The organism is Mesorhizobium sp. Arg314, assembly GCF_053714275.1.
On sequence record NZ_JBSKBP010000194.1, the window covers coordinates 1 to 791 of the forward strand.

Consider the following 791-nt stretch of genomic DNA (forward strand, 5'->3'; position numbering starts at 1 on the left):
CACCGCGCCTGGCTCGAGCGCGAGCTGGCGGCGCTCGGCGGCGACCTCACCGCCTTCTGGACCCGGCATCGGGCGAGCGGGTTCCGGTTTTCCGAATGGCGCGGAACATCCGTCTTTGCCTTCGCGCCGACCGGCCCCGGCGTGGCCGACTTCGTCCAGCTTGCGCTCGGCCGCGAGAGCGAATTTTTGGCCGGTCCTGTCGTCGATCCCGATTACCGCCCCACCAGCGCAGACGCTCTGTTCGAGCCGTCCTGGGTGCGGCGCGAGCCCGTCACGGACGCGCCAGCGCTTGCCGGACCCGTTTATCGGCTGCGCGGCCGCGCCGGCGGCGTCGTGCACATGAAGCGTTTTTTGGCGCGCCGCGCCGGCAGCGAACGCGAGCAGCGGCAAGCGCGCCGGCCTGAGCCGGAAACCGGCGTCATCCGCGAAGTCGGGCCGGGCGACGAGCCAGAAAAACCCTTCCTGAATCTCAACCCCGGCTGGTTCGAATTCGTCCCGCGCGAAAATCGCTTCTTTGCCGACTGGGAGCGCTCGAGCGCGTCCGTCCACCGTATCTTCGAGCACTGGGCCTTCGACATTCACGACGTCGAGGGCTATGGCCAACAGCGCGAGATCGGTTTTATCCCGCGGCCGCTCAAAATGCCGACGGAACGGTTGCTTTTGCAAGAGAATTTTTCCGTGCATCGGCTGATGCAGCGCATCGAGGCGGTCGACGCCGCGGTCGGCCTGCGTTTTGCCTGGTTTTTTCTGATGACGCATGGCTACTGGGTCGATCCGGACATCGGCGACGC

General features: G+C 66.6%; 1 protein-coding gene. It reads left to right on the forward strand.

The features are described 5' to 3' along the window. A partial coding sequence (locus ACWGS9_RS35040; RefSeq protein WP_454509459.1) for a hypothetical protein occupies positions 1–791 on the forward strand: 791 nt, incomplete at both ends.